Origin of the sequence: Enterobacter pseudoroggenkampii (assembly GCF_026420145.1) — a bacterium.
Taxonomy (GTDB): domain Bacteria; phylum Pseudomonadota; class Gammaproteobacteria; order Enterobacterales; family Enterobacteriaceae; genus Enterobacter; species Enterobacter pseudoroggenkampii.
Window position 1 is genome coordinate 1,075,415 of sequence record NZ_JAPMLV010000001.1, and the last position, 23,503, is coordinate 1,098,917.

The 23,503-nt window shown below is 56.3% G+C and carries 25 protein-coding genes and 2 tRNA genes; 13 read left to right on the forward strand and 14 right to left on the reverse strand.

Going from position 1 to position 23,503, the window contains the following annotated elements; translation table 11 throughout:
• Window position 1: 1 nt before the first annotated feature.
• From sufB to ldtE, 6 genes are all read left to right on the forward strand, one after another.
• Window positions 2–1,492 carry a Fe-S cluster assembly protein SufB gene (sufB, locus tag OTG14_RS05260; protein ID WP_024909392.1) on the forward strand — a complete coding sequence of 497 codons (1,491 nt, stop codon included), beginning with the start codon at window positions 2–4 and terminating at the stop codon, window positions 1,490–1,492.
• Window positions 1,493–1,501: 9 nt separating this feature from the next.
• Complete coding sequence (gene sufC / locus OTG14_RS05265) at window positions 1,502–2,248, forward strand: Fe-S cluster assembly ATPase SufC (protein WP_014831592.1); 747 nt, start codon at window positions 1,502–1,504, stop codon at window positions 2,246–2,248.
• Window positions 2,223–3,494 (forward strand): Fe-S cluster assembly protein SufD, encoded by a 1,272-nt coding sequence (sufD, locus tag OTG14_RS05270; RefSeq protein ID WP_267214687.1) that lies wholly within the window; start codon window positions 2,223–2,225, stop codon window positions 3,492–3,494. Before sufC ends, sufD begins: the two co-directional genes overlap by 26 nt.
• Window positions 3,491–4,711, forward strand: a complete 1,221-nt coding sequence (gene sufS / locus OTG14_RS05275; RefSeq protein ID WP_267214688.1) for a cysteine desulfurase SufS — start codon at window positions 3,491–3,493, stop codon at window positions 4,709–4,711. Before sufD ends, sufS begins: the two co-directional genes overlap by 4 nt.
• A gap of 14 nt (window positions 4,712–4,725) precedes the next feature.
• Window positions 4,726–5,142, forward strand: coding sequence for a cysteine desulfuration protein SufE (gene sufE, locus OTG14_RS05280; RefSeq protein WP_048991554.1), 417 nt, complete (start codon window positions 4,726–4,728; stop codon window positions 5,140–5,142).
• Window positions 5,143–5,239: 97 nt separating this feature from the next.
• Window positions 5,240–6,241, forward strand: a complete 1,002-nt coding sequence (gene ldtE, locus OTG14_RS05285) for a L,D-transpeptidase LdtE (protein ID WP_267214689.1) — start codon at window positions 5,240–5,242, stop codon at window positions 6,239–6,241.
• A gap of 60 nt (window positions 6,242–6,301) precedes the next feature.
• Here the strand turns inward: ldtE and lpp are convergent, their stop codons facing one another.
• The 5 genes from lpp to OTG14_RS05305 all read right to left on the reverse strand — a co-directional run bounded on the left by lpp (window position 6,302) and on the right by OTG14_RS05305 (window position 11,174).
• Window positions 6,302–6,538, reverse strand: a complete 237-nt coding sequence (lpp, locus tag OTG14_RS05290; protein WP_001082307.1) for a murein lipoprotein Lpp — start codon at window positions 6,536–6,538, stop codon at window positions 6,302–6,304.
• A gap of 309 nt (window positions 6,539–6,847) precedes the next feature.
• Window positions 6,848–8,269: a pyruvate kinase PykF gene (gene pykF / locus OTG14_RS05295; protein ID WP_024909386.1), complete on the reverse strand. Its 1,422-nt coding sequence runs from the start codon at window positions 8,267–8,269 to the stop codon at window positions 6,848–6,850.
• Window positions 8,270–8,276: 7 nt separating this feature from the next.
• Entirely contained in the window at window positions 8,277–8,471 is a 195-nt protein-coding gene (ynhH, locus tag OTG14_RS23775) for a protein YnhH (protein WP_425340234.1), read from the reverse strand.
• A 175-nt stretch (window positions 8,472–8,646) separates the two neighbouring features.
• On the reverse strand, window positions 8,647–9,792 hold the full coding sequence (locus OTG14_RS05300) for a trans-sulfuration enzyme family protein (protein WP_024909385.1): 1,146 nt from the start codon (window positions 9,790–9,792) through the stop codon (window positions 8,647–8,649).
• A gap of 11 nt (window positions 9,793–9,803) precedes the next feature.
• Window positions 9,804–11,174: a pyridoxal-phosphate dependent enzyme gene (locus OTG14_RS05305; RefSeq protein WP_148769567.1), complete on the reverse strand. Its 1,371-nt coding sequence runs from the start codon at window positions 11,172–11,174 to the stop codon at window positions 9,804–9,806.
• A gap of 400 nt (window positions 11,175–11,574) precedes the next feature.
• On the opposite strand from OTG14_RS05305, the gene OTG14_RS05310 reads away from it, so the two are divergent.
• The 4 genes from OTG14_RS05310 (at window position 11,575) to fumD (ending at window position 14,539) form a co-directional block, all read left to right on the forward strand.
• Entirely contained in the window at window positions 11,575–12,597 is a 1,023-nt protein-coding gene (locus OTG14_RS05310; protein WP_024909383.1) for a methionine ABC transporter ATP-binding protein, read from the forward strand.
• The gene (locus tag OTG14_RS05315) at window positions 12,590–13,258 is read left to right on the forward strand and encodes a methionine ABC transporter permease (RefSeq protein WP_024909382.1); all 669 of its coding nucleotides are present in this window, start codon (window positions 12,590–12,592) and stop codon (window positions 13,256–13,258) included. The genes OTG14_RS05310 and OTG14_RS05315 overlap by 8 nt, the downstream gene beginning before the upstream one ends.
• 148 nt (window positions 13,259–13,406) lie before the next feature.
• Window positions 13,407–14,219: a MetQ/NlpA family ABC transporter substrate-binding protein gene (locus OTG14_RS05320; RefSeq protein ID WP_008500616.1), complete on the forward strand. Its 813-nt coding sequence runs from the start codon at window positions 13,407–13,409 to the stop codon at window positions 14,217–14,219.
• A 110-nt stretch (window positions 14,220–14,329) separates the two neighbouring features.
• On the forward strand, window positions 14,330–14,539 hold the full coding sequence (gene fumD / locus OTG14_RS05325) for a fumarate hydratase FumD (RefSeq protein ID WP_008500615.1): 210 nt from the start codon (window positions 14,330–14,332) through the stop codon (window positions 14,537–14,539).
• Here the strand turns inward: fumD and OTG14_RS05330 are convergent.
• The 4 genes from OTG14_RS05330 to OTG14_RS05345 are packed head-to-tail and all read right to left on the reverse strand — an operon-like array spanning window position 14,520 to window position 17,614.
• Window positions 14,520–15,206: an amino acid ABC transporter permease gene (locus OTG14_RS05330; RefSeq protein WP_267214690.1), complete on the reverse strand. Its 687-nt coding sequence runs from the start codon at window positions 15,204–15,206 to the stop codon at window positions 14,520–14,522. The genes fumD and OTG14_RS05330 overlap by 20 nt on opposite strands.
• Window positions 15,190–15,966 carry an amino acid ABC transporter permease gene (locus tag OTG14_RS05335; protein ID WP_267214691.1) on the reverse strand — a complete coding sequence of 259 codons (777 nt, stop codon included), beginning with the start codon at window positions 15,964–15,966 and terminating at the stop codon, window positions 15,190–15,192. Before OTG14_RS05335 ends, OTG14_RS05330 begins: the two co-directional genes overlap by 17 nt.
• The gene (locus OTG14_RS05340; protein ID WP_267214692.1) at window positions 15,966–16,781 is read right to left on the reverse strand and encodes an amino acid ABC transporter ATP-binding protein; all 816 of its coding nucleotides are present in this window, start codon (window positions 16,779–16,781) and stop codon (window positions 15,966–15,968) included. Before OTG14_RS05340 ends, OTG14_RS05335 begins: the two co-directional genes overlap by 1 nt.
• Window positions 16,782–16,783: 2 nt before the next feature.
• Window positions 16,784–17,614 (reverse strand): ABC transporter substrate-binding protein, encoded by an 831-nt coding sequence (locus OTG14_RS05345; protein WP_193745651.1) that lies wholly within the window; start codon window positions 17,612–17,614, stop codon window positions 16,784–16,786.
• Between the two features lie 245 nt (window positions 17,615–17,859).
• Between OTG14_RS05345 and OTG14_RS05350 the strand changes: the two genes are divergently transcribed.
• Window positions 17,860–18,027, forward strand: coding sequence for a hypothetical protein (locus OTG14_RS05350; RefSeq protein ID WP_014831607.1), 168 nt, complete (start codon window positions 17,860–17,862; stop codon window positions 18,025–18,027).
• 92 nt (window positions 18,028–18,119) lie between these two features.
• Here the strand turns inward: OTG14_RS05350 and OTG14_RS05355 are convergent, their stop codons facing one another.
• Window positions 18,120–18,260, reverse strand: a complete 141-nt coding sequence (locus tag OTG14_RS05355) for a hypothetical protein (protein WP_003857665.1) — start codon at window positions 18,258–18,260, stop codon at window positions 18,120–18,122.
• A gap of 125 nt (window positions 18,261–18,385) precedes the next feature.
• Between OTG14_RS05355 and OTG14_RS05360 the strand changes: the two genes are divergently transcribed.
• Window positions 18,386–19,168, forward strand: a complete 783-nt coding sequence (locus tag OTG14_RS05360) for an MBL fold metallo-hydrolase (RefSeq protein WP_090417258.1) — start codon at window positions 18,386–18,388, stop codon at window positions 19,166–19,168.
• A 72-nt stretch (window positions 19,169–19,240) separates the two neighbouring features.
• Window positions 19,241–19,876, forward strand: coding sequence for a carbonic anhydrase (locus OTG14_RS05365; protein ID WP_024909376.1), 636 nt, complete (start codon window positions 19,241–19,243; stop codon window positions 19,874–19,876).
• A 28-nt stretch (window positions 19,877–19,904) separates the two neighbouring features.
• Here the strand turns inward: OTG14_RS05365 and OTG14_RS05370 are convergent, their stop codons facing one another.
• The 4 genes from OTG14_RS05370 to mdtK all read right to left on the reverse strand — a co-directional run bounded on the left by OTG14_RS05370 (window position 19,905) and on the right by mdtK (window position 23,303).
• A complete protein-coding gene (locus OTG14_RS05370) occupies window positions 19,905–21,500 on the reverse strand; it encodes an FAD-NAD(P)-binding protein (protein ID WP_267214693.1) in 1,596 nt (531 codons plus the stop codon).
• 118 nt (window positions 21,501–21,618) lie between these two features.
• Window positions 21,619–21,695: transfer RNA gene (locus tag OTG14_RS05375), tRNA-Val, on the reverse strand.
• Between the two features lie 4 nt (window positions 21,696–21,699).
• A tRNA-Val gene (locus OTG14_RS05380) sits at window positions 21,700–21,776 on the reverse strand.
• A 153-nt stretch (window positions 21,777–21,929) separates the two neighbouring features.
• Window positions 21,930–23,303 carry an MdtK family multidrug efflux MATE transporter gene (gene mdtK, locus OTG14_RS05385; protein WP_024909374.1) on the reverse strand — a complete coding sequence of 458 codons (1,374 nt, stop codon included), beginning with the start codon at window positions 23,301–23,303 and terminating at the stop codon, window positions 21,930–21,932.
• Between the last annotated feature and the right edge of the window lie 200 nt (window positions 23,304–23,503).

Below are 23,503 nucleotides of genomic sequence, written 5' to 3' on the forward strand. Positions count from 1 at the left end.
TATGTCTCGTAATACTGAAGCAACGAGTGAAGTAAATACCTGGAGCGGTGGGCACCTCAACTATAAAGAGGGGTTCTTCACCCAGCTGCAGACCGATGAGCTGGCAAAAGGCATCAATGAAGATGTCGTGCGGGCGATCTCGGCGAAACGTAACGAGCCGGAGTGGATGCTGGAGTTTCGCCTGAGCGCCTTCCGTGCCTGGCTGGAAATGGAAGAACCGCACTGGCTGAAAGCGCATTATGACAAGCTGAACTATCAGGATTACAGCTACTACTCTGCGCCCTCCTGCGGCAGCTGTGACGACACCTGCGCTTCGCAGCCCGGCGCGGTGCAGCAAACCGGCGCGGAGAACAGCTTCCTCAGCAAAGAGGTGGAAGAAGCCTTTAATCAGCTGGGCGTGCCGGTGCGCGAAGGGAAAGAGGTGGCGGTAGACGCCATTTTCGACTCCGTCTCGGTGGCGACCACCTACCGCGAGAAGCTGGCAGAGCAGGGGATCATTTTCTGCTCCTTCGGCGAAGCGATTCACGATCATCCGGAACTGGTGAAAAAGTACATCGGGACCGTGGTGCCCTCTAACGACAACTTCTTTGCGGCGCTCAATGCGGCGGTAGCCTCGGACGGCACCTTTATCTACGTGCCGAAAGGCGTGCGCTGTCCGATGGAGCTTTCCACCTATTTCCGCATCAATGCCGAAAAGACCGGTCAGTTCGAACGCACGATTCTGGTCGCAGATGAAGGCAGCTACGTCAGCTATATAGAAGGGTGTTCCGCCCCGGTTCGCGACAGCTACCAGCTGCACGCGGCGGTGGTGGAGGTCATCATCCACAAAGATGCCGAGGTGAAATACTCCACGGTGCAAAACTGGTTCCCGGGCGACGGCAATACCGGCGGTATCCTGAACTTCGTCACCAAGCGTGCGCTGTGCGAAGGGGAAAATAGCAAGATGTCCTGGACCCAGTCAGAAACCGGCTCGGCCATCACCTGGAAATACCCAAGCTGCATTCTGCGCGGGGATAACTCCATCGGCGAGTTTTACTCGGTGGCGCTCACCAGCGGCCATCAGCAGGCCGATACCGGCACCAAGATGATCCACATTGGTAAAAACACCAAATCGACCATTATCTCGAAAGGCATCTCCGCCGGTCACAGCCAGAACAGCTATCGCGGGCTGGTGAAAATCATGCCGACGGCCACCAATGCGCGAAACTTCACCCAGTGTGACTCGATGCTGATTGGCGCAGATTGCGGGGCGCATACCTTCCCGTACGTCGAATGCCGCAATAACACGGCCCAGCTGGAGCACGAGGCGACCACGTCACGGATTGGGGAAGATCAGCTCTTCTACTGCCTGCAGCGCGGGATTAGCGAAGAAGACGCCATCTCGATGATTGTCAACGGCTTCTGTAAGGACGTGTTCTCTGAACTGCCGCTGGAATTTGCCGTTGAAGCCCAGAAACTCCTCGCCATTAGTCTTGAACACAGCGTCGGTTAAGGAAAGCACATGTTAAGCATTAAAGATTTACAGGTCAGCGTAGAAGACAAAGCCATCCTGCGTGGCCTCAATTTTGACGTCAAGCCGGGGGAAGTCCACGCCATCATGGGGCCGAACGGTTCCGGGAAAAGTACGCTTTCTGCGACGCTGGCGGGGCGCGAAGATTATGAGGTGACCCACGGCTCGGTCGAGTTTAACGGCAAAGATCTGCTGGAGATGTCGCCGGAAGACCGTGCGGGCGAGGGCATCTTTATGGCCTTCCAGTACCCGGTCGAAATTCCGGGCGTCAGCAACCAGTTCTTCCTACAGACGGCGCTGAATGCGGTGCGTAAGTATCGCGGGCTGGAGGCGCTGGACCGCTTCGACTTCCAGGATCTGATGGAAGAGAAGATTAAGCTGCTGAAAATGCCGGAAGATCTGCTGACCCGCTCGGTGAACGTTGGTTTTTCCGGCGGTGAGAAAAAGCGTAACGATATTCTGCAGATGGCGGTTCTGGAACCCGAGCTGTGCATTCTGGATGAGACCGACTCCGGTCTGGACATCGATGCCCTGAAGATTGTCGCTGACGGAGTGAACTCCCTGCGCGACGGCAAGCGCTCGTTTATTATCGTCACCCACTACCAGCGCATTCTGGACTACATCAAGCCGGATTACGTCCACGTGCTTTACCAGGGACGTATTGTGAAATCCGGTGATTTCACGTTGGTTAAACAACTGGAGGAGCAGGGTTATGGCTGGCTTACCGAACAGCAGTAATGCACTCCAGCAGTGGCACCGGCTGTTTGAAGCCCAGGGGGGCACGCGCTCCGAGCAGGCGCAGCAGCATCTTCAGCAAATGCTGCGTCTCGGGTTGCCGACACGTAAGCACGAGAACTGGAAATACACCCCGCTTGATGGCCTGCTGAACGCCGAGTTTGTGACCCGTCTGGCGGATCTCACCCCAGCACAGCGCGACGCGCTGGCCTTGCGTGTCGATGCCCTGCGCCTGGTGTTCGTCGACGGTCAGTTCCGTCCGGAACTGAGCGACACGGTTCAGGAGAGCGGCTTTGAGATTGAGATAAACGACGATCGCCAGCGCCTGAGCGCCCCGGTTCAGCCTGAGGTCTTCCTGCACCTGACCGAGAGTCTGGCCCGCAGCGTGACGCACATCCGCGTGAAGCGTAACCAGCGTCCGGCAAAACCGCTGCTGCTGATGCACATCACTCAGGGACTGGACGGCGATGAAATCAATACCGCGCACTATCGCCACCATCTGGAGCTGGCGGAGGGAGCAGAGGCCACGGTCATCGAACATTACGTCAGCCTCAATGAGACGCGTCACTTTACCGGATCGCGTCTGACGATGAATGTTGCCGCGAATGCGCAGCTTCATCATGTCAAGCTGGCGTTTGAGAATGCGCAGAGCCACCACTTTGCCCATAACGACATTGTCCTTGGCCAGGATGCCGCGGCGTACAGCCACAGCTTCCTGCTCGGCGGGGCGGTGCTGCGCCACAACACCAGCACGCAGCTTAACGGTGAAAACACCACGCTGCGCATCAACAGCCTGGCGATGCCGGTTAAATCGGAAGTGTGCGACACGCGCACCTGGCTGGAGCACAACAAAGGCTACTGCAACAGCCGCCAGCTGCACAAAACCATCGTCAGTGATAAAGGCCGCGCGGTGTTTAACGGACTGATTAACGTGGCGCAGCACGCCATTAAAACCGACGGGCAGATGACCAACAATAATCTGCTGTTAGGCCGCCTTGCGGAAGTGGACACTAAACCGCAGCTGGAGATCTACGCCGACGACGTCAAATGCAGCCACGGTGCGACGGTCGGGCGAATCGACGACGAGCAGATGTTCTACCTGCGCTCGCGCGGCATCGACCAGCAGGCGGCGCAGAAAATGATTATCTACGCGTTTGCCGCCGAACTGACGGAAGCGCTGCACGATGGTCAGTTAAAACTGCAGGTGCTGGATCGGATCGGTCAGCGCCTGCCTGGAGGCGAAGCATGAGTTTTCCCGTCGAGAAAGTACGGGCAGATTTCCCGGTTCTGACCCGTGAAGTAAACGGTCTGCCGCTGGCCTATCTGGACAGCGCGGCCAGCGCGCAGAAGCCGAATCAGGTGGTGGATGCGGAAGCCGAGTTTTATCGCCACGGCTACGCCGCCGTGCATCGCGGTATTCATACCCTGAGCGCCGAGGCGACCCAGCGGATGGAAAACGTGCGTACGCAGCTGGCCGCCTTCCTTAACGCCCGCTCGCCGGAAGAACTGGTCTTTGTTCGCGGAACCACCGAAGGGATTAACCTTGTCGCTAACAGCTGGGGCAACGCTCAGGTTCACGCGGGGGATAACATCATCATCACCCAGATGGAGCACCACGCCAATATCGTGCCGTGGCAGATGCTCTGCGAGCGCGTGGGGGCGCAGCTGCGGGTAATCCCGTTAAATGCCGACGGGACGCTGCAGCTCGAGCAGCTAGACGCATTGCTTGACGATAAAACGCGGCTGGTGGCGGTCACCCAGGTCTCCAACGTGCTGGGGACGGAAAACCCGGTGGCGGAGATCGTCGAAAAGGCCCACCATGCGGGCGCGAAGGTGCTGATTGACGGTGCCCAGGCGGTGATGCATCACGCGGTTGACGTCCAGGCGCTGGACTGCGATTTCTACGTCTTTTCAGGCCACAAGCTCTACGGGCCGACCGGGATTGGCGTGCTGTATGTGAAAGAAGATATCCTGCAGGCGATGCCGCCGTGGGAAGGGGGCGGGTCGATGATCGCCACCGTCAGCCTGACGGAAGGCACCACCTATGCGCGCGCGCCGTGGCGTTTTGAGGCGGGCACGCCCAACACCGGTGGGATTATCGGTTTAGGGGCGGCGATTTCTTATGTCTCCTCAATCGGCCTTGATAGCATTCAGGAGTACGAACAGCTGCTGATGCACTATGCGCTTGAGGAGCTTGCCAGCGTGCCGGATCTGACCCTCTACGGGCCTGCCGACCGGCAAGGGGTAATCGCGTTCAATCTCGGGAAACATCACGCCTATGACGTGGGCAGTTTCCTCGATAACTACGGCGTGGCGGTCCGTACCGGGCACCACTGCGCCATGCCGCTGATGGCGTTTTACCAGGTACCGGCAATGTGCCGCGCGTCGCTGGTGATGTACAACACAACGGAAGAGGTCGACAGGCTGGTGGCGGGGCTTAAGCGCATTCATCAGCTGCTGGGCTAACGGAGAGGCGAAAGATGGCAGAACTGCCGGACAAAGATAAACTGCTGCGTAACTTCTCGCGTTGCGCAAACTGGGAAGAGAAGTATCTCTATATCATTGAGCTGGGACAGCGCTTGCCGCCGCTCAGCGAAGAGGCGCATACCCCGGAGAACAGTATTCAGGGCTGTCAGAGCCAGGTGTGGATTGTGATGGCGCAGTCGGATGACGGCACTGTCGAACTGCACGGCGACAGCGATGCGGCCATTGTAAAAGGGCTTATTGCGGTCGTCTTTATTCTTTATCACCGGATGTCGGCGCAGGATATTGTCGCGTTTGATGTCCGCCCGTGGTTTGAAAAAATGGCCCTGACCCAACACCTCACCCCGTCTCGTTCCCAGGGACTGGAAGCGATGATTCGCGCCATCCGCGCCAAAGCTGCAATCCTTAGCTAGACTTACAGAACAGCATTCATTCTGTTTCGCGAGGTGGTTCCCGCCTCGCTGGTTTTTCAGCTTTCTGGCGTTCTGTCAGTGAATAAGGAATCTCAGCATGAAGCGCGCGTCTCTAATAACTCTATTACTCCTCAGTTCGCTCGGCGCCCTTAATTCGGCCCGCGCGATGGACTATCCGTTGCCGCCCGCAGGCAGTCGTCTGATTGGGCAAAATCAAACCTACACGATACAGGAAGGGGATAATAAGCTGCAGACCATCGCCCGTCGGTTTAATACGGCGGCACAGGTGATCCTGGAAACGAACAATACCATTGCGCCGGTAAACCCTGCGCCGGGAACCGTGATTACCATCCCGTCGCAGATGCTGCTGCCGGACACGCCGCGCGAGGGCATTGTGGTGAACCTCGCAGAGCTTCGGCTCTACTACTTCCCGCCGGGAGAAAACATCGTTCAGGTCTTCCCGCTCGGCATCGGACAGCTGGGGCTGGAAACGCCGGTCACGACCACGCGCGTGAGCCAGAAAATCCCGAATCCCACCTGGACACCTACGCCGGGCATCAGAGCACGCTCTCTGGAGCAGGGAATTAAATTACCTCCGGTGGTACCTGCCGGGCCCAATAACCCCCTGGGACGCTTCGCACTGCGTTTAGGCGTGGGCAATGGGGAATATCTCATCCACGGCACCAGCGCACCGGACAGCGTCGGCCTGCGGGTCAGCTCCGGCTGTATGCGGATGAATGCCCCGGACATCAAAGCCCTGTTCGAACAGGTGCGGGTGGGTACGCGGGTACAGATCATCAATGAACCCGTTAAGTTCTCTGTGGAGCCGGATGGTAAACGCTATATTGAAGTCCACCGCCCGCTGGCGCAGGCTGAGGGAGAAAACCCACAGGTCTCGCCCATTACCCATTCCGCAGACTTTGCGACCTTTGTTTCTCAGGCGGGAAGCGACAAGGCGCTGATTGATAAAGCCCTGTCACGTCGCGCCGGGATCCCGGTTATCGTGTCGTCAGGCAGCGGCCCGTCCGTGTTGTCGGTGCAGAACAGTCGGGTGTCCGCAGCGGTAGCGGAAGATGAAGGGGAGAAGGTGACGCAGTAGTGGTTTGACGCAGACAAAAAAAATGGCGCACAATGTGCGCCATTTTATTAACAGGTACTATTACTTACGGTATTTAGTAGCCTGGTTGTCCAGACGCTGGTTAGCGCGAGCTGCGTCGTCTTTAGCAGCCTGAACGTCGGAACGCATTGCGTTCACGTCGTTGCTCAGCTGGTCAACTTTAGCGTTCAGAGTCTGAACGTCAGAAGACAGCTGATCGATTTTAGCGTTGCTGGAGCAACCAGCCAGCAGAGTAGAACCCAGGATTACCGCGCCCAGTACCAGTTTAGTACGATTCATTATTAATACCCTCTAGATTGAGTTAATCTCCATGTAGCGTTACAAGTATTACACAAAGTTTTTTGGGTTGAGAATATTTTTTTGATGGGAATACACCTATTTTTGATCGTTCGCTCAAAGAAGCATCGAATCAGCCCTTTTCGGGCAAAAATCTAAGTAAAAAAAGGCATTTATCATCGGATTCATCTTAGATAATTCGCAATTAAATAGAAAAACCCGATTTGCAATTTGAATGACTTTGGCTAATGCGAGGAATAAAAAAAGCGCCCGGCGGGCGCTTTTTATCAAAATTAATTCGTTCGGGAATTATTACAGCACGTGAACAGATGCAGTATTGGTGGTTCCGCTTGGTACCAGCGCACCAGAAACCATGACCACAACGTCACCTTTCTGTGCCAGACCACGATCCACCAGCTCCAGCGCCACTTCTTTACCCAGACGGTAGAAATCATCCGTAGACGCGATCTCTTTCACCAGGTGAGGGATCACGCCTTTGCTCAGCACCAGCTGACGGGCAGTGGTTTCGTTAGTGGTCAGCGCCAGGATAGTCGCATCCGGGAAGTATTTACGCACCGCGCGAGCAGATTTACCGCCCTGGGTGGCAACCACGATCAGTGGTGCTTCCAGTTTCTCAGCCGTCTCTACAGCACCGCGGCATACTGCTTCGGTGATGCGCAGCTTGCGGCTGTCGTTGTTGTAGTCCAGACGGCTTTTCATAACGCGGTCGGTACGTTCGCAGATGGTGGCCATGATGGACACCGCTTCCAGCGGATATTTACCTTTCGCGGATTCGCCGGACAGCATAACGGCATCAGTACCGTCGAGGATGGCGTTTGCCACGTCGCCTGCTTCAGCGCGGGTTGGGCGTGGGTTTTTGATCATGGAGTCCAGCATCTGCGTTGCGGTGATAACCACTTTACGCGCGCGCACACATTTCTCGATCATCATCTTCTGCGCGAAGATCACTTCTTCGACCGGGATTTCTACGCCCAGGTCGCCACGTGCAACCATGATGCCGTCAGAGGCTTCGAGGATTTCGTCGAAGTTGTTCAGGCCTTCCTGGTTTTCAATTTTGGAGATGATCTGGATCTTCTCGCCGCCGTGGGCTTTCAGGTGCTCACGAATTTCAACCACGTCGGAGCGCTTACGGATGAAGGAGGCAGCAACGAAGTCAACGCCTTGCTCGCAACCGAAGATCAGGTCCTGTTTGTCTTTTTCAGCCAGGGCTGGCAGCGCGATGGAAACGCCCGGCAGGTTAACGCCTTTGTTTTCGCCCAGGTCGCCGTTGTTCAGCACTTTACAGATAACCTTGTTACCTTCGATCGCGGTGACTTCCATACCGATCAGACCATCGTCTACCAGCACGGTGTTACCGACGGACAGATCGCTGGTGAAACCTTCGTAGGTCACTGCAACGATTTCGCTGTTGCCGACAACAGTTTTGTCGGTGGTGAAGGTGAAGGTCTGGCCCGCTTTCAGAGAGACGTCGTTACCGCCTTCCAGTTTGATGGTACGGATTTCTGGACCTTTGGTATCCAGCAGGATCGCGGCTTTTTTACCGGTCTTGCTCATTACGTTGCGCAAGTTCTGGATACGCTGACCGTGTTCTGCGTAATCGCCGTGGGAGAAGTTCAGACGCATCACGTTCATGCCGGCGTCCAGCATTTTGGTCAGCATCTCTTCAGATTCGGTTTTCGGGCCGATAGTACAAACAATTTTCGTCTTTTTCATGACAGTCTTAGTCTTTAAGTTGGGAAGGATATGGAAATCTCGCTCCGGGGGCGCACCGCCGCGGAGTCAAACCTGTGTTGCAAAAGAGTATATGACACGCACTAAGGATAGGAGACAACAAATGAGCGTGCAGAAGAAAGTGTGCCTGAGTGACAGCCCAACGAAGGAGTGGAGAAGTTGTACGTTGTTTTTTGTATTCCAAGCGCTGAAACCATTCACCAGGGATTTGGCGCGCATTATACGCTGATTTTAAGATAAAAGGAAAATGGAAGCGGTGTTTCAGAAATAATCTGTGCTGTTTCTCATAATATTGTTATCAAGGCGTTAAGCCATGATGACAACTTGTGGCGGCAGGTGATAGACCTGCCGCCATTTGCTTATTTCTGCAGCGCCTGGCTGAGGTCGGCAATCAGGTCTTTGGGATCTTCAATCCCGACTGACAGACGGATCAGCTGCGGCACAATGCCGTTTGCCAGGCGTTGCTCCAGCGGAATCGAGGCGTGCGTCATGCTGTAAGGCTGACTCACCAGACTTTCCACGCCGCCCAGGCTCTCCGCGAGGGTGAACAGCTTCAGGTTGCGTATCACCTCGGTGGCGCGTTGCGCATCGCCTTTGACCACGACAGAAATCATCCCGCCGGGCAGGGCCATCTGCGTACGGGCAAGCTGATATTGCGGATGTGATTCCAGGCCGGGATAGAACACCTTTTCGACCAGAGGATGCTGATCGAGCCATTGCGCAATCGCCAGCGCGTTGGTGCTGTGCTTTTCGACCCTCAACGCAAGCGTGCGAATACCGCGCAGCGTCAGGAAGCTGCTGAACGGATCCAGTACGCCGCCCACCGCGTTTTGCAGATAGCCCAGCTTATCCGCCAGTTCCTTGTTGTCCCCGACAATCGCCAGCCCGGCCACCACGTCAGAATGGCCGTTCAGGTATTTGGTGGCGGAGTGCACCACAATGTCGAAACCCGACTCCAGCGGACGATGGATCACCGGCGACGCGAAGGTGTTATCCGCCACGCTGATGACGTTATGACGACGGGCGATTGCCGCGATGGCCGCCAGATCCGCCAGCTTCAGCAGCGGGTTGGTTGGCGTCTCGACCCACACCATGCGGGTATCCGGGCGAATGGCGGCCTCAAGCCCGGCTAAGTCGTCCGGTTTAACCCAGCTGACCTGCAGGCCGGTGCTGCGCTTGCGCACGTTCTCGATCAGACGGTATGTGCCGCCGTATACATCATCAATAGCGACGATGTGGCTGTCTTTATCCAGCAGTTCGAGCACCGTGGAGATGGCCGCCAGACCGGAGGCAAAGGCGTAGCCGCGCGTGCCGCCTTCCAGTTCGGCAATCGCCGTTTCCAGCGCATGGCGGGTAGGGTTGCCGCTGCGGGAGTACTCATATCCGGTATGCTCCCCGGGCGCGGGTTGCGCAAAAGTCGAGGTGGCGTAAATCGGCGGCATGACGGCGCCGTGCTGGTCGTTAAACTCGCCGCTGTGGACGCTGAGGGTGGCCAGATTTTTCATCATTAATTCCTTTATTGCTGAAGACGGTTGCGCCAGGCGGTCAGAACGTCGCTGCGCGTAATCAGACCGAGAAAACGGTCGTTGTCATTAATCACGGCCACCAGACCGCGGTCGAAGATGGCGTTCAGGGCGCTTTCCGGGGCGTGTTTATCCAGGAACTCCACCTGACGCGTCATGGCTGCCGTCACCGGAAGCGCGAAGCGATCGCCGTCGCCGCCAATGTGCCGCAGGAGATCCCACTCGTCGATAATGCCCACCACCTTGCCGTTCTCCAGCACCGGCAGCTGGGAGATGTCATACAGGCGCATCCGTGCCAGGACGGTGGAAAGCGTGTCGTCCGGAGCGGCGGTGACGGTGGCGCCTTCATCGTGGCGAAGGGCAATGTAGTCAGAGAGATCGCCGGCCTGGGGGCGCGTGATGAGTCCCTGCTGTCGCATCCAGTCATCGTTGAACATCTTCGAGAGATATTTATTGCCGCTGTCGCAGGCGAAGGTCACCACCCGCTTCGGCGCGGTCTGCGCCTGGCAATACTTCAGCGCGGCCGCCAGCAGCGTGCCGCTGGAAGAGCCCGCCAGAATGCCTTCCGTTTTCAGCAGATCGCGCGCGGTGGTGAAGGCTTCGCGATCGGTAATGCGCCAGGCGCGATTCACCCCTTCAATGTGGGCCAGCGGCGGAATAAAGTCTTCGCCAATACCCTCAACCAGCCAGGAGCCCGCGTCGTGGTAGCGTCCGGTCTCCACCTGGTCGGCGAGAACGGAGCCGGCCGGATCAGCCAGGACAAACTCCGTGTGTGGAGAGTGCTCGGCGAACCACGCCTGGAGGCCGCCCAGCGTGCCGCCTGAGCCGACGCCCACCACGATGGCATCGATTTTGCCGTCAAGCTGTTCATACAGTTCCGGCGCCGTGGTGGTGCGGTGCGCCAGCGGGTTGGCTTCGTTATTGAACTGGTCGATGTAAAACGCGCCGGGCAGTTCGTTCGCCAGACGCTGGGCGTAATCCTGGTAATAGGCAGGATGGCCCTTGTTGACGTCGGAGCGGGTCAGCACCACCTGGGCACCCAGCGCGCGCAGGTGGAAAATCTTCTCGCGGCTCATTTTGTCCGGCACCACCAGGATCAGCGAGTAGCCTTTCTGGGCGGCGATCAGGGCCAGACCGAGGCCGGTATTGCCCGCCGTGGCCTCAATAATCGTGCCGCCCGGCTGCAGCTGCCCGGTGCGTTCCGCTTCGTTAATCATCGACAGCGCAACGCGATCCTTAATCGAACCGCCCGGATTCTGGTTCTCCAGCTTCAGGAACAGCGAGCAGGGACCGGTATCAAGCTTATGCAGCTGGATCAGCGGGGTGCGACCAATCAGTTCAGTGACGGAGTGATAAATCGTCATGATGTTTTCCTTTCTGGATGTCATGACGGGATGATAGGGCGGTGAAATTTTCTCAATAAAGAACCATTCACTGCTCTTTAGATCAGAAAGGAATATAAATGTCATTTTTGGAAGTCAGGACAGCAAGAAGTAAAGTTGTCTGGATGTGAGGATGGCTATATTGGCATGAAATGCTGAAAAAATGACCATTTTTCGCGGGCATTCGCCAGCAGATATGCATCCGGCAGATAATCATTGCTGAAATTGGTCTAAATGCATCCCACCCGGTAAATCCGCTGTTTATTTCCGAAAGTTATAACAAATTCTTTTTTGTTCATTTAAAAGCTGATAACGCCTGTTTACTATCGTTTGGACATCCATACTGCTAAACCGCCATGAGCGGCACGGATAACGAATAAGAATGATTGTACTGAGCAATATTTCGAAGGTTTTTGACAACGGAAAGGTGGCACTCACAGCCGTTGATAACGTCAATTTGACGATAGCACAGGGACAGATATACGGGATTATCGGTTACAGCGGGGCAGGTAAAAGCACGCTGATTCGTCTGCTCAACGGCCTGGAAAAACCCAGCGCCGGTAGCGTCACCATTAATGGACAGGACATTTCGGCAGCAAAAGGTGAAGCGCTGCGTCAGGCGCGCCTGAAAATCAGCATGGTGTTTCAGCACTTCAACCTGCTGTGGTCGCGCACGGTCAGCGAGAATATTGCGTTCTCGATGCAGATTGCCGGCGTGCCGAAAGCAAAAATCACCGCCCGCGTCGCCGAGCTGGTGGAGCTGGTCGGTCTGAAAGGCCGCGAGCATGCCTACCCGTCTCAGCTCAGTGGCGGCCAGAAACAGCGCGTCGGCATTGCCCGCGCGCTGGCTAACAATCCTGACGTGCTGCTCTGCGATGAAGCCACGTCCGCGCTTGACCCACAGACCACCGATCAGATCCTCGATCTGCTGCTCGATATCAACCGCCGGTTCAAACTGACCATCGTGCTGATCACGCATGAGATGCACGTGGTGCGCAAAATCTGCGACCGCGTGGCGGTGATGGAGAACGGTAAAGTCGTGGAAGAGGGCGACGTGCTGAGCGTCTTTACCCATCCGCAGCAGCCGATTACGCAGCAGTTTGTCCGTCAGGTGAGCCAGTACGCTGAAGAAGAAACGTTCAATACCGAACTGGCAAACGATCTGGAAGGCACGGTCATCAGACTGACCTTTACCGGGCACAGCACGCATAAGCCGATCGTGGGTGAACTGACCCTGCGCTATGGCCTGCCGTTTAACATCCTGCACGGGAAAATGACGCAAACCGCCCACGGCGTGTTTGGCCAGCTCTGGGTACATGTAGTGGCATCCGATGAACAACTGAACAATATCCTCGCCGACCTGAAGCACAGCGATATTGAAGGCGAGGTGATTAAACATGGCTGAGGATCTCTTTCCGCATCTCAAGTGGGACCAGCTCTGGGCGGCGACGCTGGAGACGCTGTACATGACCGCGCTGTCCGGCGTGGCGACTTTTGTACTGGGTATCGTGCTGGGTCTGGCGCTGTTTTTAACCGCACGCGGCGGGCTGTTCCACAACCGCACGGTCTACAGCGTCATTTCGATTGTGGTGAACGTGTTCCGCTCGATTCCGTTCATCATTCTGATTGTCCTGCTGATCCCGTTCACCAAGACCGTCGTCGGCACCATCCTTGGTGCCAACGCGGCGCTGCCGGCGCTGATTGTGGGTGCCGCACCGTTCTACGCACGCCTGGTGGAGATCGCCCTGCGTGAAGTGGATAAAGGCGTTATAGAAGCAACGCGCTCGATGGGCGCACGACTGAGCACGTTAGTGTTTCGGGTTTTACTGCCGGAATCATCACCTGCACTGGTATCAGGTATTACGGTGACGCTCATTGCGCTGGTGAGCTACAGCGCAATGGCGGGGGTGATTGGCGCCGGTGGGTTGGGAAATCTGGCTTATCTGGAAGGATTCCAGCGCAACCATGGTGACGTCACGCTGGTGGCAACGGTGACCATTTTAATCATCGTTTTCATTATCCAGTTCTGCGGCGATGTCATTACTTCACTGTTAGATAAACGCTAATACCCGTCATATTTCGAGCCTCAGGCGCGTTGGCTGCATTCGTTCACCCCAGTCACTTACTGTATGTAAGCTCCTGGGGATTCACTCACTTGCCGCCTTCCTGTGACTCGAACTATTTAGGGTAACAACAACACACAGGAACCACATCATGAAAAAGACACTGACACTGATCGCTGCCGCAACCCTGAGCGCCCTGAGCTTCGCTTCCTGGGCTGACACCCTGACCGTGGGCGCATCCAACACGCCGCACGCCGAAATTCTGGAGCAGGCAAAGCCGATTCTGGCGAAGCAGGGGATCGACCTGGAGATTAAACCGTTCCAGGACTACATTCTGCCGAACACCGCGCTGGCGGGTCATGACATCGACGCGAACTATTTCCAGCACATTCCTTACCTGAACAGCGTGCTGAAAGATCATGCGGGCGATAAAGACTACGATTTTGTCAGTGCGGGCGCGATCCACATTGAGCCAATCGGCATCTACTCCAAAAAATACAAGTCGCTGAAAGACCTGCCGGAAGGCGGCAAAATCATCATGCGTGACGCGGTTTCTGAAGAGGGGCGTATTCTCTCTATCTTCGAAAAAGAGGGCGTGATCAAGCTGAAGCCGGGCATCGATAAAGTGACCGCACGCATCAGCGATATCGTCGAGAACCCGAAAAAGCTGAAGTTCACGCCTAACGTTGAAGCGTCTCTGCTGCCGCAGATGTACAACAACAACGAAGGCGACGCGGTGGTGATTAACGCCAACTATGCGATTGACGCGGGTCTGGATCCGGTTCACGACCCGATTGCGGTTGAGAGCGGTGAAAACAACCCGTATGCCAACATCATCACCGTGCATCGCGGTGACGAGAAGAAGAAAGACATCGTCGCGCTGGTGAACGTGCTGCACTCAAAAGAGATTCAGGACTGGATCCGCACCAAGTACAAAGGCGCGGTCATTCCAGTAAACAACTAATTTACTGATTTTACAGATGAAGCCCGGCGAGTCTCTCGCCGGGCTTCTTTTTTGTATCCGGCTGGAGAATCATTTAAGCTCAACGTTTAACAGGCAATGGAGTGATGACGATGGGTAACGTGACCAAAGATGAAGCGCTGTACCAGGAGATGTGCCGGGTGGTCGGGAAGGTGGTGCTTGAGATGCGTGATTTAGGGCAGGAGCCAAAGCATATTGTCATTGCCGGAGTCCTGCGTACCGCGCTGGCGAACCAGCGCGTGAAACGCAGTGAATTGACTACCGAAGCGATGGAAACGGTGGTTAAAGCGCTGGCCGGGTAAGACGCCAGCGCTTCGCAAGCTGCTCAAGCGAGCAGCAGAGCAGGTAGTAGACCACGCCCGTAAAGATAAAAATGGCCGCCGGGTAGATTTGCACCCGGTTGTTGACCTGTCCCGCCACCGTGGTCAGTTCCGGGACGTTCACGATAAACGCCAACGACGTATCCTTCAGCAGGCTGATAAAAATCCCCACCAGCGACGGCAGAATGTTCCTCAGCGCCTGCGGCAGCAGCACGCGCCACAGGGTTTGCTGCGTGCTGAATCCCTGTGACAGTGCGGCTTCGTACTGCCCGGACGGTAGCGCATTAAGTCCGGCCAGTACCGAGTGCATTACGGTAGCCGCCGTAAACCAGGCCAGCGCCAGCGTGACGGTCAGCGCCCCCGGCAGATCGCCCCCGGTAATGAGCGGCAGGAGATACCACATCCAGAAAATTACGAAGATGAGCGGGATACCGCGAATCAGCTCTGCCCACAAAAAGAGGGTCTTGCGCACGAGCCCGGTAAAGCGCCAGGCCAGACACGCGAGCACTATCCCACCGGGCAGAGCAATGACGGCGGCCCCAATCGCCATCATCAACGAGAGCAACACGCCCCCCGGTTCACCCGTTGCCGCGCGTCCCCACAGCAGATAATCGAGGTTATCGGTGATGACATTAAGTCCGGCAATCATGTTTTTCACTCCCTGAGGTGGCGACGTTTGGGCGTTTACGTTTCGCTTCAGGTCCAATGCGAACCAGCACCATCCCCATGACCAGGCCGGTCAGCAGATAGAGTGCGGTTCCGAAGGTAAATGCTTCCAGCGCGTGCGCGTTATAGCTCTCAATCTGCCTGACCTGATAGGTCAGCTCGGCGAAGCCAATCCCGCTGGCGAGCGAGGAGAGCTTCATCAGATTAAGGTACTGGCCAACGACCGGCTGCCAGGCGTTGGCCAGCCCCTGCGGCAGCAGGATGTAGCGAAACAGGCGCCACGCGGAGAATCCCTGAGCGAGCGCTGCCTCCCGCTGTCCGGCAGGCACGGAACGTAAGCCCGACTCCACCTCTTCAATTAAAAACGCCGAGGTAAAGACACCCAACCCCCAGGCAGAACATAAAAATTCGGGCGTAAACCACCAGACGTCGCCGGGCAGAATTGACCAGCTGTGATCCGCGTTCACCGCGTCGCGGAACGCCTGCGGTAGACCGTTCCAGGCGGCAAAATACCAGAACAGCAGTTGCACCAGCAGCGGCGTATTGCGAAACAGCGACACCCAGCTGCTGACGACCACGTTCCCGAGGCGTCCGCCGGAAAGGCGCAGAAGCATAAAGAGCAATGCAAGCAGGCTGGCCAGCATCATCCCGGCAAGCGTTACCCACAGTGTGGTGAGGAATCCGGAGAGTATCCACTGCAGAGGCTGTCCGGTCAGTACCCCCTGCCAGTCGAGCGCGGGCATTACAGATGCTCCTGATGCAGCGGGTTGAGCACCTTTTGCAGGAACCGCTGCGCGCGCGGATGCGAGGGCCGACTGAAAAATTGCGCCGGCGGCGCAATTTCCAGAATTTGCCCCCCGTCGATAAAGACGACTCTGTCGGCAATCTCCCGGGCGAACTGCATCTCATGGGTTACGACAATCATCGTGATCCCGCTGTGGGCGAGAGCTTTCATCACAAACAGCACTTCACCAATCATCTCCGGATCCAGCGCCGATGTGGGCTCATCGAACAGGATGATTTGCGGTGAAGAGGCCAGGGCACGGGCAATCGCGACGCGCTGCTGCTGCCCGCCGGAAAGCTCTGCCGGAAAATGATGGGCTTTTTCCAGCATCCCGACCTTCTCCAGCAGGGCCAGCGCGCGCTCCTGGGCAGGCTGTGGCTTCCAGCCGTGAACGTGCTCCAGTGCCAGGGTGATGTTCTGGCTGGCGGTGAGATGGGCGTAAAGATTGAACTGCTGGAACACAAACCCCACGCGGCTACGCAGCTGACGCAGCCCGGTACCGGAGAGCTTTCCGGTAGGCTTGTTATCGATCAGAATCTCCCCGCCGCTCAGGGTTTCAAGCTGGTTGATGAGACGAATCAGGGTGGATTTACCGGAACCCGACGGGCCGAGGATGGCGACCACTTCACCGGGGGTGATGGTGAGATTAATGTCGTTTAAAACCTGATGGTCACCGTAGCGTTTGTCCACATGACGAAACTCGACGCTGGCCTGTTCCAGATGTGAAAAATCCGCGGCGCCGGCCGCGGAGTGTGAAAATAAACCTGAGAGCATAATTATCTGGCTTCTATTTTAAAGGCGCGAGGCTGCGGGGCAGGCGTGTTTGGGCCAAACCAGACATCGTAGATTTTTGCTGCCTGACCGTTCTTCTCGAGATTAACCAGCTCGTCGTTAACGGCCTTCAGCAGCGCCGTTTCACCTTTCTTCACCCCCACGCCAATCTCTTCTTTACTGAGCAGATCGGGCAGGATTTTGAAGTTCGCTTTATCCGGCGCCTGCGCCAGCAGACCGGCCAGAATGGTGCTGTCCTGGGTAATGGCCTGGACGTTACCATTGCGCAGTGCGGTCAACGCCAGGGGAATGTCGTCATAAGAGAGGACGCGGGACTGCGGGAAACGCTGGTGCAGCGCCTGCTCGCCCGTCGTGCCTTTGACCGCGCCAATGCGCGCCCGGCTATAGTCATCGAGCTTGTCCGGTGATTTCACCGGAACGAGGAACTGCTGGCCGGTGACGAAGTAAGGCGTCGAGAAATCAATCACCTGCGCGCGTTCCGGGGTGATGGTGATATCTGCCACGATCAGGTCTGCTTTCCCGGACTGCAGCAGCGGAATACGGTTGGCCGGATTGGTGGCAACCAGTTCAAGCTTCACGCCGAGCGATTTTGCCAGCGCTTTGGCGAAGTCCACGTCGTAACCCACGATCTCGTGCGTTTTGGCATCAATCGAGCCAAACGGCGGGTTGGCGTCAAACGTGGCCACTTTCACCACCCCTGCGGCCTTAATATCCGCCAGCTGATCGGCCTGTGCCTGCGCTGAAAGCAGGCTCCCCGCCGCCAGTAATCCCAGAACCAGTGTCCGTTTGGTAAACCCTTTCATGTTTGCTGCCATAGTCATACGCCATCCCGTTGTTTTTGTTTTACTCCGCTACGCTCCCATAAGCGAAAGCTATCGCCAAATAAGAAATCGTTCTTTGCTTTGAGCAAAAAAGCATTAGTGAACAAGGTGTTAATGAAGCGTGAAAAGAACGGGAGGCTATTTGCAAATCCTGCACATGGACAGTGGATTTTGGTATTTCACCCGCGCGGCATTTGAGTGCTTAACTGAGGTCAGACACGGCGAGAGAGGGTAAGGCGATGAAAAAGTGGATAAGCACGTTACGGCGGTTTTTTGCGACCCGACCAGTGAATGCGGAGAACAGCGCGCAACGTGTTCTTGAGTCAATACTGCCTGTCGCCAGCCTGTATGGCGTGGACGTTGCCAACATTGACCCGGAGTGGTTCCATGATAAAACGTCACGCTGAACTGCGCCGCACGCGCGAAACGTACTGGAACGAGGTGTGCGTGACGTTTAACGAGTGAAATAAAAAAGCACCGGTTTCCCGGTGCTTTTTTATTAGATCTTGCAGGCGTCGCCGCAGTCGTCGTCGGCGACAATCGCCTGCGCTTTTTTATCCGCGTCGTCCAGACGTTCCGCATTACGCTCTTCTGCTTCATCCAGACCGTTAAAGACTAAATTATCGAGATCAATTTCCATGTTGCACCTGCTCTGTTCAGTTTTCGATACTGGCACAGTATAGGGTAAAAAAAGCCAGCAATGTACCTCGCAGCACATAAGGATAATCCCTGCCATACTCAGTGCTTTATCGCTGAGGAGAGCACATGATTACACTCTGTAAAACCTGCGGAACGGCTTACGATACACGGCCTGAGAAATGCCCGATCTGCGAGGATGAACGCCAGTATGTCCCCAGCACGGGGCAGGCGTGGACCGATCTCGATACCGTCACCGCCACGCATAGCAACAAATGGCAGCAGCTGGAGCCGCGATTGTTTGGGATCAAAACGGTCCCGGCGTTTGCGATCAACCAGCGGGCGCTGCTGCTGCAAACGCCCCACGGCAATATTCTCTGGGACTGTATCGCCAACCTCGACCCCGCAACCAAAACGCTCATTACCGCCCTCGGCGGCATCAGCGCGATTGCGATTTCACATCCGCACTATTACACCACGATGCAGGAGTGGGCTGCGGCGTATGATGCGCCGGTGTACCTGCACGCCAGCGACAGCGAGTGGGTGATGCGCGACAGCCCGGCCATTCATTTCTGGGAGGGGGATGCGCTGGAGATTTTCCCGTCGGTCACCTTGCTGCGTCTGGGGGGGCATTTTGCCGGGGGAACGGTGCTGCACTGGCAGGAGGGGGACGGGGTGCTGCTGGCGGGCGATATTCTGCAGGTCACGCCGGGTAAAGACGCCGTCTCGTTTATGTGGAGCTACCCGAACTATCTTCCACTGCCGGCCCGCACCGTGGCGTCGGTCGTGAATCATCTGGAAGGCAGAACGTTTGAACGTCTGTACGGCGCGTTCGAAGGGCAGAACATCCTCGCTAACGCGGACGAAATTGTGCAGCGCTCGGGCCAGAAATATATTGCTTGTCTGAAGTAAACCACGATGGGTAAACTTTACGAGTGTGATCTCGATCATACCTAAACTAAAACAGATAAAAGAGACATTGCTATGCAACATATCATTGAAGGTTTTCTCAGCTTTCAAAAAGAGATTTTCCCGCAACGTAAAGAACTCTTCCGCAGTTTAGCGTCCAGCCAGAATCCCAAAGCGCTGTTCATCTCATGCTCCGACAGCCGTCTGGTCCCGGAACTTGTCACCCAGCAAGAGCCAGGACAACTCTTTGTCATTCGTAATGCTGGCAACATCGTGCCGCCGTTCGGACCCGAGCCTGGCGGTGTGTCCGCTACCATCGAATACGCCGTTGTGGCGCTGGGCGTCACGGATATCGTGATTTGTGGTCACTCCAACTGCGGCGCGATGAAGGCGATTGCCGATAACGCGAACCTGGAGCCGATGCCTGCCGTGTCACACTGGCTGCGCTATTCCGACGCGGCGAAAGCCGTGGTGGAGAAAAAAACCTGGGATAAGCCGATCGATAAGGTCAATGCGATGGTGCAGGAGAACGTGTTTGCGCAACTGAGCAACATTAAGACCCATCCTTCCGTCGCGGTGGGCCTGCGTAATAACTCCATCCGACTGCACGGCTGGGTGTACGACATTGAAAGCGGCGAAATCCTCGCCCTGAATAAAGAGACGAAAACCTTCGTTTCGCTGTCGGAAAACCCGGAAGTCTTCTTCGAGTAATCCGCGACAGCAGGGCACGGATGCCCTGTCAGTTTTCAAAATAGGGCAATCTCCGCCGCACCCCCGACGCGGGTTTTTCCGCCGCTTGCGCCATCGCCTCTGCAATCTCTGCACACTCCGCCAGCCCCTGAACGAAGGGACGATCGTGCATCAGCCACGGTATCGCACCGAAGGTGATGCGCCCGCGAACGGTGTCAGGCGCTTTTAAGGTGTAATCCTCGCCGATATCGGGTATCTCATCGCCGGTCGCTTCCAGCTGTTTTCGCAGCGTCGGGAAGGGCAGATCTTTCGTTTTGAGCGGCTTTTGCCCGCGCGCATCAATAAAAACGTCGAAGCGGTAAACGGTCTCTTTTGTGGTTATCACCGTTTGATCTCTGCCAACATCCAGCGTGTAGTCGTCACCGAGCGCGGCCACGCTGATGATGCCGGCTTCGCGAAGCGCGAGCAGCCTGCGGATAGACTGCGGAGGGATGGCGGCATAGTTGTCGATAAATACCCGAGCCAGCCCCTGTTTGAAGCGTTCAACGTCTCGATCGGTGAGATGGGGAACGATCTCCTGAACCACTTCATGCAGCCGAAGCACGGTATAGCGCCAGGCCACGGTACGGCGTTCGCGTTTATTTTTCTCAACTTCTTTCAGGTTATCTTCCGCCCAGGTAAAGGGACCGTGCCGTTTACGATCCTCAAACCATGCCTCACGAAGGGTGTCCGCATTCAGCGTATGCAGAGACATTTTCTCGCTCCACGCAGGGTCAGCGAGCTGAAGCTCTTTGACCATCAGGACAAAGATACGATCGAGCAGGCCATCCGGTCCTTTGGCAACCTCGCTTTCCACCACGCGTTCGGTCAATACCGACAGCGGCTCGTAAGGAATAGGGCAGTAAAAATCGGCTTCCGGCAGAATGCCTGTCCGGGACATCAGGACAATCTTCAGCGCCTCGCAGCCTTTATTCAGCACAAATTTATCATCGCGAAACGCACCGTGCTGCATTACGACCGCCATGGCCGCGTCGAGACCGCTTAACGATGTCCCCATAATACCGACGCGACAGGGAGGAATACTGGCGTCCATCAGACCGGACCACGGGCTGGGGAAGAACGTGCGCGTGGCTTCATCCTCCTCTGGCCAGACGTGGCCGGTGGCGATAACCGCAAGGTCGAAGCGTTCAGGAAAGGCGCTGCCGTTGACGGAAAGCGTAACGCCTTCTTTCGAGGGCACGATATCGGTGACCTGGGCGGATTCATGGACATCAACCTGAAATCCCCGTTTTTTCGCCTCTTTTACGATGGACCGAAAGCTGTCGCGGAAATACTCACCCAGCAGGAGCCGGGGCAGGAACTGTCGGTCATGCAGGCGGGCTTTATCAACCTTAAAGCGTGCCAGATGGGCTTCGCTCTGGCCCTTGAGCCAGTCGAGGTAGGTCATAAAAATGGGTGGGATTTCAATACTTGCGATATTTGCCAGCATCAGACGAGAGTTATCGTCGTCGTTATAGGGCATACCCACGCCCGCTTCATCACTTTGTTCAAAGACGGAGACCGAAAGCGGCTGCGCGTTTTTAAGAAGGGCGTAAAAGGTATAAATCCCTGTTGGGCCGGAACCGATAATGGCGATTTTCTTCATCGACGGTTGTCCTCTCTTTTTTCCATGAGAAAAGCGTAGCAGGAGAACAGTAATGAAAATGAAGGATTAGGAAAATTCAGGCTATCAGAGGAGAATTTGCACCATTTCAGGACTGAAATGGTGCGTCCGAGTGGACTCGAACCACCGACCCCCACCATGTCAAGGTGGTGCTCTAACCAACTGAGCTACGGACGCAGAATGGTGCGTTCAATTGGACTCGAACCAACGACCCCCACCATGTCAAGGTGGTGCTCTAACCAACTGAGCTATGAACGCAACGTGTTGTCGGTGACAACGGGGACGAATATTAGCGGCACAGCACCGAGGTGGCAAGAGGGAAAATGCAATTTTCTCTCTGATTTCACGCGATTGCTGTATTACCGCGCAAAGTGAAGAGAAAGTAGCCGCCGGGTGGCGGCTACTGCGTATTTAACGGGCAGCGCGTTGCAAAATGATCGTTGACGGCTGGCGCTGCAGGAAGCGCATGCGCATCATCATCATAATCGCCGCCGACGTCAGGCCAATGATAAAGCCCATCCAGAACCCCGCCGGTCCCATGCGGTCAACCACAAGGTCGGTCAGGGCCAGAATATAACCACACGGCAGACCCAGTACCCAGTAGGCGATGAAGGTGATAAAGAAAATGGAGCGCGTGTCTTTATAACCGCGCAGCACGCCGCTGCCAATCACCTGGATGGAGTCCGAAATCTGGTAAATCGCAGCCAGCAGCATCAGGTGCGATGCCAGCGTAACGACTTCCGGATTGTCGTTATAGAGCAGGGCAATCTGCTCGCGCAGCGCCACGGTGAAAAGCGCTGTGCAAATGGCCATGCAGACGCCGACGCCCAGTCCGGTCCGCGCGGCGGTTTGCGCATCGAGCGTCGAACCTTGTCCCAGGCGGAAGCCCACGCGAATCGTCACTGCCGCGGCCAGCGACATTGGCAGGACGAACATCAGGGAGCTGAAGTTCAGCGCAATCTGGTGCCCGGCCACGTTCACAATGCCCAGCGGGGAGACCAGCAGGGCAACCACGGCAAACAGGGTCACCTCAAAGAACAGCGCAAGGGCAATCGGCAACCCTAACTGCACCAGACGCGTCATGATGCTCCAGTCCGGCGTGCTGAATCTGTTCTCGTTGCGAATGTCGCGCATGGAGCGGGCGTGCTTCACGAAGGTAAGCATCGAGAAGAACATCACCCAGTAAACGGCTGCTGTCGCCACGCCGCAGCCGACGCCGCCCAGTTCCGGCATCCCGAAATGACCGTAGATAAAGATATAGTTAACCGGGATGTTGACCAGCAGCCCGATAAAACCCATCACCATCCCGGGCTTGGTTTTCGCCAGGCCTTCACACTGGTTACGCGCTACCTGGAAAAAGAGGTAGCCGGGCGCACCCCAAAGCAGGGCACGTAGATAGCCCACGGCTTTATCCGCCAGGGCCGGGTCAATGTTATGCATAGCGCGGATGATATGGCCCGCGTTCCAGAGCACGACCATGATCAGCACGGAGACAAACCCTGCCAGCCAGAACCCCTGACGGACCTGATGGGCAATGCGCTCGCGACGACCCGAGCCATTGAGCTGAGCGATAACTGGCGTGAGCGCGAGCAGCAGACCGTGGCCGAACAGGATGGCCGGAAGCCAGATTGACGTACCGATAGCCACGGCCGCCATATCGGTGGCGCTGTAGCCACCTGCCATTACCGTATCCACAAATCCCATTGCGGTCTGGGCCACTTGCGCGATGATCACTGGTATAGCCAGTGCCAATAACTGGCGCGCTTCATTCATGTACTTCTGCACGTGAACACCTTTATTTTGTTGTTATTTGAGAGACTAAAAAAGCCGCCGAAACGGGCAGCGAGAAGAAAATGCAGGGGGGTGCCAGCTATTGTAGCGGGCTTTAGCTATTTATCTAGTGAAAAAATCGCCAGAAAATGCGCTCCGCTGGCAACCTGTTTTTCCAACTGTTATTGTGGTGGGATTAAACGGTGTCACCACCG

Coding starts and splice junctions, on each gene's coding strand:
- sufE (WP_048991554.1), top strand. CDS start 4,726: ATGGCAGAACTGCCGGACAAAGATAAACTGCTGCGTAACTTCTCGCGT.
- OTG14_RS05345 (WP_193745651.1), bottom strand. CDS start 17,614: ATGGCAGCAAACATGAAAGGGTTTACCAAACGGACACTGGTTCTGGGA.
- OTG14_RS05370 (WP_267214693.1), bottom strand. CDS start 21,500: ATGAAGAAAATCGCCATTATCGGTTCCGGCCCAACAGGGATTTATACC.
- OTG14_RS05310 (WP_024909383.1), top strand. CDS start 11,575: ATGATTGTACTGAGCAATATTTCGAAGGTTTTTGACAACGGAAAGGTG.
- OTG14_RS05350 (WP_014831607.1), top strand. CDS start 17,860: ATGAAAAAGTGGATAAGCACGTTACGGCGGTTTTTTGCGACCCGACCA.
- lpp (WP_001082307.1), bottom strand. CDS start 6,538: ATGAATCGTACTAAACTGGTACTGGGCGCGGTAATCCTGGGTTCTACT.
- pykF (WP_024909386.1), bottom strand. CDS start 8,269: ATGAAAAAGACGAAAATTGTTTGTACTATCGGCCCGAAAACCGAATCT.
- OTG14_RS05315 (WP_024909382.1), top strand. CDS start 12,590: ATGGCTGAGGATCTCTTTCCGCATCTCAAGTGGGACCAGCTCTGGGCG.
- sufD (WP_267214687.1), top strand. CDS start 2,223: ATGGCTGGCTTACCGAACAGCAGTAATGCACTCCAGCAGTGGCACCGG.
- OTG14_RS05330 (WP_267214690.1), bottom strand. CDS start 15,206: ATGATTGCCGGACTTAATGTCATCACCGATAACCTCGATTATCTGCTG.
- OTG14_RS05320 (WP_008500616.1), top strand. CDS start 13,407: ATGAAAAAGACACTGACACTGATCGCTGCCGCAACCCTGAGCGCCCTG.
- OTG14_RS05355 (WP_003857665.1), bottom strand. CDS start 18,260: ATGGAAATTGATCTCGATAATTTAGTCTTTAACGGTCTGGATGAAGCA.
- OTG14_RS05335 (WP_267214691.1), bottom strand. CDS start 15,966: ATGCCCGCGCTCGACTGGCAGGGGGTACTGACCGGACAGCCTCTGCAG.
- sufC (WP_014831592.1), top strand. CDS start 1,502: ATGTTAAGCATTAAAGATTTACAGGTCAGCGTAGAAGACAAAGCCATC.
- fumD (WP_008500615.1), top strand. CDS start 14,330: ATGGGTAACGTGACCAAAGATGAAGCGCTGTACCAGGAGATGTGCCGG.
- sufS (WP_267214688.1), top strand. CDS start 3,491: ATGAGTTTTCCCGTCGAGAAAGTACGGGCAGATTTCCCGGTTCTGACC.
- OTG14_RS05365 (WP_024909376.1), top strand. CDS start 19,241: ATGCAACATATCATTGAAGGTTTTCTCAGCTTTCAAAAAGAGATTTTC.
- OTG14_RS05300 (WP_024909385.1), bottom strand. CDS start 9,792: ATGAAAAATCTGGCCACCCTCAGCGTCCACAGCGGCGAGTTTAACGAC.
- sufB (WP_024909392.1), top strand. CDS start 2: ATGTCTCGTAATACTGAAGCAACGAGTGAAGTAAATACCTGGAGCGGT.
- OTG14_RS05360 (WP_090417258.1), top strand. CDS start 18,386: ATGATTACACTCTGTAAAACCTGCGGAACGGCTTACGATACACGGCCT.
- ldtE (WP_267214689.1), top strand. CDS start 5,240: ATGAAGCGCGCGTCTCTAATAACTCTATTACTCCTCAGTTCGCTCGGC.
- OTG14_RS05340 (WP_267214692.1), bottom strand. CDS start 16,781: ATGCTCTCAGGTTTATTTTCACACTCCGCGGCCGGCGCCGCGGATTTT.
- OTG14_RS05305 (WP_148769567.1), bottom strand. CDS start 11,174: ATGACGATTTATCACTCCGTCACTGAACTGATTGGTCGCACCCCGCTG.